The 7,510-nt window shown below is 69.7% G+C and carries 8 protein-coding genes; 6 read left to right on the top strand and 2 right to left on the bottom strand.

Going from position 1 to position 7,510, the window contains the following annotated elements:
• From RMO85_RS05545 to pcrA, 4 genes are all read left to right on the top strand, one after another.
• A partial coding sequence (locus tag RMO85_RS05545; RefSeq protein WP_310527154.1) for an ATP-binding protein occupies nucleotides 1–449 on the top strand: 449 nt, incomplete at its 5' end.
• On the top strand, nucleotides 446–1,120 hold the full coding sequence (locus tag RMO85_RS05540) for a response regulator transcription factor (protein WP_310527152.1): 675 nt from the start codon (nucleotides 446–448) through the stop codon (nucleotides 1,118–1,120). The genes RMO85_RS05545 and RMO85_RS05540, both read left to right, overlap by 4 nt.
• Nucleotides 1,121–1,130: 10 nt before the next feature.
• A complete protein-coding gene (locus RMO85_RS05535) occupies nucleotides 1,131–1,490 on the top strand; it encodes a hypothetical protein (protein ID WP_310527148.1) in 360 nt (119 codons plus the stop codon).
• 33 nt (nucleotides 1,491–1,523) lie between these two features.
• Nucleotides 1,524–3,956, top strand: a complete 2,433-nt coding sequence (pcrA, locus tag RMO85_RS05530) for a DNA helicase PcrA (protein WP_310527145.1) — start codon at nucleotides 1,524–1,526, stop codon at nucleotides 3,954–3,956.
• Here the strand turns inward: pcrA and RMO85_RS05525 are convergent, their stop codons facing one another.
• A complete protein-coding gene (locus RMO85_RS05525) occupies nucleotides 3,957–4,790 on the bottom strand; it encodes a peptidoglycan DD-metalloendopeptidase family protein (RefSeq protein WP_310527142.1) in 834 nt (277 codons plus the stop codon).
• Between the two features lie 193 nt (nucleotides 4,791–4,983).
• On the opposite strand from RMO85_RS05525, the gene RMO85_RS05520 reads away from it, so the two are divergent.
• On the top strand, nucleotides 4,984–5,256 hold the full coding sequence (locus RMO85_RS05520; RefSeq protein ID WP_310527139.1) for a cobalamin-dependent protein: 273 nt from the start codon (nucleotides 4,984–4,986) through the stop codon (nucleotides 5,254–5,256).
• On the opposite strand, the gene RMO85_RS05515 is transcribed toward RMO85_RS05520, so the two are convergent.
• Nucleotides 5,253–6,581, bottom strand: a complete 1,329-nt coding sequence (locus RMO85_RS05515) for a deoxyribodipyrimidine photo-lyase (protein ID WP_310527135.1) — start codon at nucleotides 6,579–6,581, stop codon at nucleotides 5,253–5,255. The genes RMO85_RS05520 and RMO85_RS05515 overlap by 4 nt on opposite strands.
• A gap of 129 nt (nucleotides 6,582–6,710) precedes the next feature.
• On the opposite strand from RMO85_RS05515, the gene RMO85_RS05510 reads away from it, so the two are divergent.
• The coding region (locus tag RMO85_RS05510) for an ATP-grasp domain-containing protein (RefSeq protein ID WP_310527132.1) at nucleotides 6,711–7,510 on the top strand (800 nt) is incomplete at its 3' end.

Genomic DNA, 7,510 nt, shown 5'->3' with positions numbered 1-7,510 from the left:
CCTCGACGTCGAAGATGCGCGGCTGGCTCTTCGAGTCCGTCGGCACCGACGTCACGCTCGCCGGCGAGCTCCGCGCACATGCCGCCATCGTGGAGGACACCTACGGCGTGGTCGTCGATGTCGTCGCGGTCGGCGACCTCGACATGACCGAGGCCCTCAAGCCGATCACCGACGCCACCCGCGAAGCCCTCACCAATGCCGCCAAGCACGCGGGCGTCCCGCGCATCGACGTGTACGCCGAAGTGTCGGCCGAGGCCGTCGACGTGTTCGTCCGCGATCGCGGTGCAGGCTTCGACCCCGGCACCGTGGCGGAGGACCGTCAGGGTGTCCGGGGCAGCATCGTCGACCGGATGGCCCGGCACGGCGGACAGGGTGAAGTCCGCTCAGCACCGGGCGACGGCACCGAAGTGCGGCTCCACCTGCCGCTGAAGAGTGAGGAAGAGTCATGACCGAGCCTGTCCCTGGTCCGACCCCGCGCCCGGTGCGGGTCGTCATCGTCGACGACCACGCGATGTTCCGGGCGGGTGTGCGCTCCGAGCTCACTGGCGCCGGCGCCGGGTTGGTCGAGATCCTCGCCGAGGCCGCCGACGTCGACTCGGCAGTGGCCGTGATCCGCGAGCACCGGCCACACGTCGTGCTCCTCGATGTGCATCTCCCCGGCGGGGGTGGCGCCGAGGTGATGCGTCGCATGCCGTATCCCGACGCGCGGTATCTCGCGCTCTCGGTCAGCGATGCGGCCGAGGACGTGATCGGCACGATCCGCGGGGGAGCCCGGGGCTACGTCACCAAGACCATCACCGGACCCGAGCTGGTCGACGCGATCGGCCGCGTGGCCGATGGCGACGCGGTGTTCTCGCCCCGGCTCGCGGGCTTCGTGCTCGACGCCTTCGCCGGCTCGATCGACGTCGCGGCCGTGGACGAGGACCTCGACCGACTAACTGATCGCGAGCGCGAGGTGATGCGCCTGATCGCGCGCGGCTATGCCTACAAGGAGGTCGCCAAGGAGCTCTTCATCTCCGTCAAGACCGTCGAGACCCACATGTCCTCGACGCTGCGCAAGCTGCAGCTGTCGAGCCGGCACGAGCTCACGCGGTGGGCCACGGACCGTCGGCTCCTCTAGTCTTCGGCGCATGGAGATCCTGCGGCTCGTCCTGCTGTTCGTGCACCTGCTCGGCTTCGCTGCGCTCGTCGGGGGACTCCTCGTGCAGGCCAGGGACTCCGAGAAGACCGTCAACGCCGCGATGCGCGACGGCGTCGGCACCGCCTTCCTCGCGGGCCTGCTCCTGGTGGGGGTGCTCGAGGCCGGCGACGACCCGGTCAACCACGCCAAGATCGGCGTGAAGTTCACCATCGGCCTGGTGCTGCTGGTGCTCGTCATGGCCAACGTCCGCAAACCGACCATCCCGCAGGGGCTGTGGGCCGGGCTGCTGCTCCTGAGCGTCGCCAACGTGGCGGTCGCCGTCTTCTGGTCGCCTGCCCACGCTGCCTGAGCTGTCGGTGCCGGCACGTAGGCTGGCCTGAGAATGAGCACTCCGTCTCCGCTGCCCGGCCTCGAGCACGTCACCCCTGTTGAAGAGCCTCGCACCACCCGCCGTGGCCCGAGTCCCGACGAGCTGCTCGAGGGGCTGAACGAGCCCCAACGTGCCGCCGTCGTGCACGCCGGTGCCCCGCTCCTGGTCGTCGCCGGAGCCGGCTCGGGCAAGACCCGGGTGCTGACCCGCCGGATCGCCTGGCTCATCACCGAGCGCAAGGCCCACCCCGGCTCGATCCTGGCCATCACCTTCACCAACAAGGCCGCGGCCGAGATGAAGGAGCGGGTCGAGGAGCTCGTGGGCAAGCGCGCCCGGATCATGTGGGTCTCGACCTTCCACTCCGCGTGCGTGCGGATCCTGCGCAAGGAGATCGCCGCGCTGGACTTCGACGGCACCAGATACAAGTCCAACTTCTCGATCTACGACGCCGCCGATTCGAAGCGGTTGATGACACTGGTGCTGAAGGATCTCGACCTCGACCCCAAGCGCTACCAGCCCGGCGCGGTGCTGCACTGGGTCAGCAACCACAAGAACGAGCTGCGCGACCCCGACGAGGCGGCCAAGGACACGCGCAACTCCTTCGAGGAGGCCTACGCGGCGGCGTACGCCAACTACCAGCGCCGTCTGCGCGACGCCAACGCGCTCGACTTCGACGACCTGATCATGACGACCGTGCACCTGTTGCAGACCCTGCCCGACGTGCGGGAGAACTACCGGCGCCGGTTCCGGCACGTGCTCGTCGACGAGTACCAGGACACCAACCACGCCCAGTACGCGCTGATCCACCAGCTCTGCGGGCAGGACCTGGAGGAGGGCCGGCCGGTGGGGGACGCGCCGAGCGAGCTGATGGTCGTGGGCGACGCCGACCAGTCGATCTACGCGTTCCGCGGCGCCAACATCCGCAACATCATGGACTTCGAGCAGGACTTCCCCGACGCGACCTCGATCCTGCTGGAGCAGAACTACCGCTCCACGCAGACGATCCTCACGACCGCCAACTCGGTGATCAAGAACAACTCGAGCCGCAAGGACAAGCGCCTGTGGTCAGATGCCGGGGACGGGGAGCGGATCGTGGGCTACGTCGCCGACGACGAGCACGATGAGGCGCGGTTCGTCTCCGAGGAGATCGACAAGCTCGTCGACACCGGCGACGTGAGGGCCGCCGACGTGGCGGTGTTCTACCGCACCAACGCCCAGTCGCGGGTGTTCGAGGAGATCTTCATCCGCACCGGCCAGCCCTACAAGGTGGTCGGTGGGGTCAGGTTCTACGAGCGCCGGGAGGTTCGCGACGCGCTGGCCTACCTCCGGATGCTGGTCAACACCGCCGACGAGATCTCATTGCGGCGCGTGCTCAACACCCCGAAGCGGGGGATCGGCGAGCGGGCCGAGGCGTGCGTGAATGCGCTGGCAGAGCGCGAGCGGATCTCGTTCTGGGAGGCGCTGGTCCTCGCCGACCAGGCGCCCGGACTGGCCACGCGGTCACTGAGGAACATCCAGGGTTTCGTCGCGATGATCCAGGAGCTGCAGTCGATGGTGGCCGCCGACGAGCGGGCCGACGTGATCCTCGAGTCCGTGCTCGAGCGCTCCGGCTACCTCACCGAGCTCGAGGCCAGCGACGACCCGCAGGACGCCACCCGCGTGGAGAACCTGGCCGAGCTGGTGGCGGTGGCCCGTGAGTTCTCCGACGACCCGCAGCCAGGCCCCTCCGCCGACCCGACCGAGGTGGAGGCGGGGGTCGTCGCCGTCGGGCTCGGCGACTTCCTCGAACGCGTCGCGCTGGTCGCCGACTCCGACCAGATCCCAGACGCTCCCGACGGTGAGGACGTCGGCGTCGTGACGCTGATGACGCTGCACACCGCCAAGGGGCTGGAGTTCCCCGTCGTCTTCCTGACCGGCCTGGAGGACGGAGTCTTCCCGCACCAGCGCTCGCTGGGCGACCAGCTCGAGCTCGAGGAGGAGCGCCGGCTCGCCTACGTCGGCGTCACCCGCGCGCGGGAGCGGCTCTACGTCTCGCGGGCGATGGTGCGCTCCGCATGGGGTGCGCCCTCGCACAACCCGGCCTCACGCTTCATCGACGAGTTCCCCGTCGACCTCGTCGACTGGCGGCGTACGGCGCAGGCGATGACCCGTTGGGGACGACCCGACCTGGCGGCCAACTCCCCGGCTCGCCTCGGCGCTCCGACCGCTGCCGGTCGCCACAACTTCTCGGCCGCGGCCGCGCGCGCCGACGTGATGGCGAAGTCGAAGCCCGCGCGCGAGATCCCGTCGCTGGATCCCGGAGACCGGGTGCTCCACGACTCGTTCGGGATGGGCACGGTCGTCGCGCTCGAAGGATCCGGCGACAAGTCCGTCGCGTCGATCGACTTCGGTTCCGAGGGCGTCAAGCGGCTGCTGCTCCGCTATGCGCCGGTGGAGAAGCTGTAGCTACGGAGTGACGCCGTGCTCGAGGAGCGCGGTGAAGGGGTCGACCGGGTCGCCGGCGCCTGGCCTGACCTCGAGGTGGAGGTGCGGGCCGGTGACGTTTCCGGTGGAGCCGACGGTGCCGATGGCCTCGCCCCCACGGACGGCGTCACCGACGCTGACCATGAACGAGGTCTGGTGGCAGTACCACAGCTCGGTACCGTCCTCGAGCGTGACGACGGTCTTGTTGCCGTAGGAGCCGTCGTAGCCGACCTCGGTCACGACGCCGTTGGCGACGGAGCGGATCGTGGTGCCCGTCGGGGCCGAGAAGTCGAGCCCGGTGTGCACGCTGGACCACAGGTAGCTCGACATTCCGAACGTGGCGGTGATGCGGTAGCTGTCCAGCGGGAGCATCCACTGGTTTTCCTTGATCTTGGCGGCATGCTTCTCAGCGGCCTGCGCGAACTGCTTGAGCGCGGCGTGCTGCTGCTCGGCCTGAGCCTCGGCCTGAGCGACCAGCTCTTCGTTGGCCGCGTCGGCGAGCGCGTCACGGCGCGAGTCGCGCGAGACGACGGCGTCGCGGTGTCCGATCGGTGCGACGTTGGCCAGGCCGGTGCTGCCAGCCGCGGCCATGGCGCCGGTCTGCGAGGTGACCTGCCCGACCAGGTCGGCATCGGCGGCGTTCACGGCGCCACCGGCGGAAATGGCAAGAGCCGCCACGCCCACGAGGATCGGGGCGGACGGCAGGGCACGGAGGAAGGGGTGGCGAGCAGGCTTCTGGTCCACCTTGCGTCGACCCGCGACGGGTTGTGCCGAGAGGTCGCGGCGAGGGCCGCGGTGCGCTCGGTGGTTGCCCATAGAGAAGGTTCCTTTGTGCGGGGGATTCGCCGGGGAGGCGACATCAGACTGTAACGGATTGGTCACGACCACCGAAATCCAGGTGACGCCATTGTGGACGACGTCGTCGGGCGCTCGCAGCGCTTCACCGTACTTGCACGGAAACCGGCCGCTCGTTGTGGGGTGGGTCACGCCTGTTGGCTAGCCTGCGGCCATGACGTCGAGTGAGCCCGATCGCCTTCGGATCGTGGTCGGTGAGCCCGGCCTCGCCCGCGCGCTGCGCGACGCCGGCCACGAGGTCATCTACACGGGGCCCGACCAGAGCCCTGAGCAGATCGTGGCGACCGCGATCCAGGAGGACGCCGACGTGATCGGACTGTCCGCGCGCTCCGACGGCGAGCCGGCCCTGGCCGCCGACCTGGCGGCGCTGCTCGCGCGACACGGGGTCGACGACATCGCGGTGAAGCTCTTGTCCTCGAGGCCCTAGGCCCGAGCCGCCCGGTAGCGCTCGAGCGCCTCGAGACGCTCGTGGGCGTGGTCCACGATCCGCAGCGGGTAGCCACCCTGGTAGCCGACGTCGGACTGCCACGGCTCGTGCGCGGCCGCGCCGACGAGGTGCGCGAGCTCGGGCACCCAGCGGCGCACGTAGGAACCGTCGGGATCGAACTTCTTGCCCTGGGTGACGGGGTTGAAGACCCGGAAGTACGGCGACGCATCGGTGCCGGTCCCGGCGACCCACTGCCAGCCGTGGTTGTTGGAGGCCACGTCGCCGTCGATCAGCAGCGAGAGGAAATGCCTGGCGCCGCTCGGCCACCACACGTGGAGGTCCTTGGTCAGGAACGACGCGGTGATCATCCGGACCCGGTTGTGCATCCAGCCGGTCGCGAGCAGCTGCCGCATCCCCGCATCCACGATCGGGAAGCCGGTGGTGCCCGTGCGCCAGGCGTCGATGGCCTCGATGGCGTCGTCGGGTTCGTCGTAGCGCATGCCCGACAGGGCTGGCTTGAGGTCGGACCAGGCCGAGGACGGCGTGTGCCACAGCACGTCGGCATAGAACTCGCGCCAGGCCAGCTCGGTCGCATAGGTCGATGCGGGGTCGAGATCGGCGAGCAGGGAGCGGGGGTGCAGGACGCCCAGGTGGAGGTACGGCGACAGTCGCGAGGTGCCGTCGTGGTCGGGCCGGTCGCGCTCGACCCGGTAGGCGTCGAGGCCCTCGGCGCGGAAAGCGTGCCAGCGCCGCCAGGCAGCGTCCTCCCCGGGCGTCGGGAGGTCGAAGGGCGCGTCGGCGACGGCCCGCTCGAGCAGTGCGAGCGCCTCCGGGTCCGAGTCGGCCTCGGCGAGGTCGGGGGAGCGGGGGGTGCTGGCCGGCCGCGACCAACCCCGGTCGCGCCACGCCCGCGCGAACGCGCTGAACACCTGGTAGGGCTCGCCCGTCTTGTTCGTGATCAGGCCCGGCCCGACGGCGTACGCCGAACCGGTGGCGACGAGGTCGACCAGCTCGCCCACCGCGGCATCACGGCGCCGCCCGTAGGGGGTCGTCTCGGCGGCGATGTGGACCGCGGCGGCACCGACGTCGGCGGCGACCGCTGAGACCACATCGGCGGGGTCGCCGTGCCGGATCGTCAGGGGGATCCGCCCGGCGAGCTCCAGCACGTTCGCGGCCAGCCACGCCCGCCGGGCCGGACCGGCGCCGGACCAGATGACGGGGTCGATCACGAACAGCGCCGTGACGGGTCCGTCGTCGAGTGCCGCGAGCAGGGCGGGGTTGTCACGCACGCGCAGGTCACGGCGCAACCACAGGACCGAGGGCATGCGGATCACCGTATCGACAGGGTGATCAGGGCCACTGCACCCGACATCGATGTGGCCGCCCAACAGGTCTAGGGTGCCGAGAGGAAATCCCGGACTGTTGTTACGCACACGAAAAGGACTGGGTACGTCGTGGACTTGATGGAGTACCAGGCGAAGGAACTCTTCGCAAAGCATGGAGTGGCAGGCGCCCTCGGCATCACCGTTGAGACTCCGGAGGACGCTCGCGCGGCCGCCGAGAAGATCGGTGGCGTCGTCGTCGTCAAGGCGCAGGTCAAGGCCGGTGGCCGGGGCAAGGCGGGTGGCGTCAAGGTCGCCAAGACGCCCGAGGAGGCCGAAGAGGCAGCCCGCGCGATCCTCGACCTCGAGATCAAGGGTCTCCCGGTCAACCGGGTGCTCGTGGTCCCCGGCGCCTCGATCGAGGAGGAGTACTACTTCTCCTTCCTGCTCGACCGCTCCAACCGCTCATACCTCTGCATCGCCAGTGTCGAGGGCGGTGTGGAGATCGAAGAGGTCGCCAAGACCAACCCCGACGCGGTCAAGAAGATCCCGATCGACGCCGGGACCGGTGTCGACGAGGCCAAGGCGATCGCCATCGTCGACGAGGTCGGCTTCCCCGCCGAGCTCCGCGACCAGGCGATCACGATGGTCCAGCAGCTGTGGACGGTCTTCACCGAGGAGGACGCGACCCTGGTCGAGGTCAACCCGCTCGCGCGGCTGACCGGCGACAAGCTCGAGGCGCTCGACGGCAAGGTCTCGCTCGACGAGAACGCCGGCTTCCGCCACCCCGAGCACGCCGACTTCGAGATCCGCGACGAGGCCGACCCGCTCGAGGCGAAGGCCAAGGACAAGGGCCTCAACTACGTGAAGCTCGACGGTGCCGTGGGCATCATCGGCAACGGCGCGGGCCTGGTCATGTCGACCCTCGACGT

It is taken from the genome of Nocardioides sp., assembly GCF_031422975.1.
Lineage (GTDB): Bacteria > Actinomycetota > Actinomycetes > Propionibacteriales > Nocardioidaceae > Nocardioides.
Note: the sequence above shows the minus strand (reverse complement) of the source record. Positions and strands in the feature narration are given on the sequence as shown.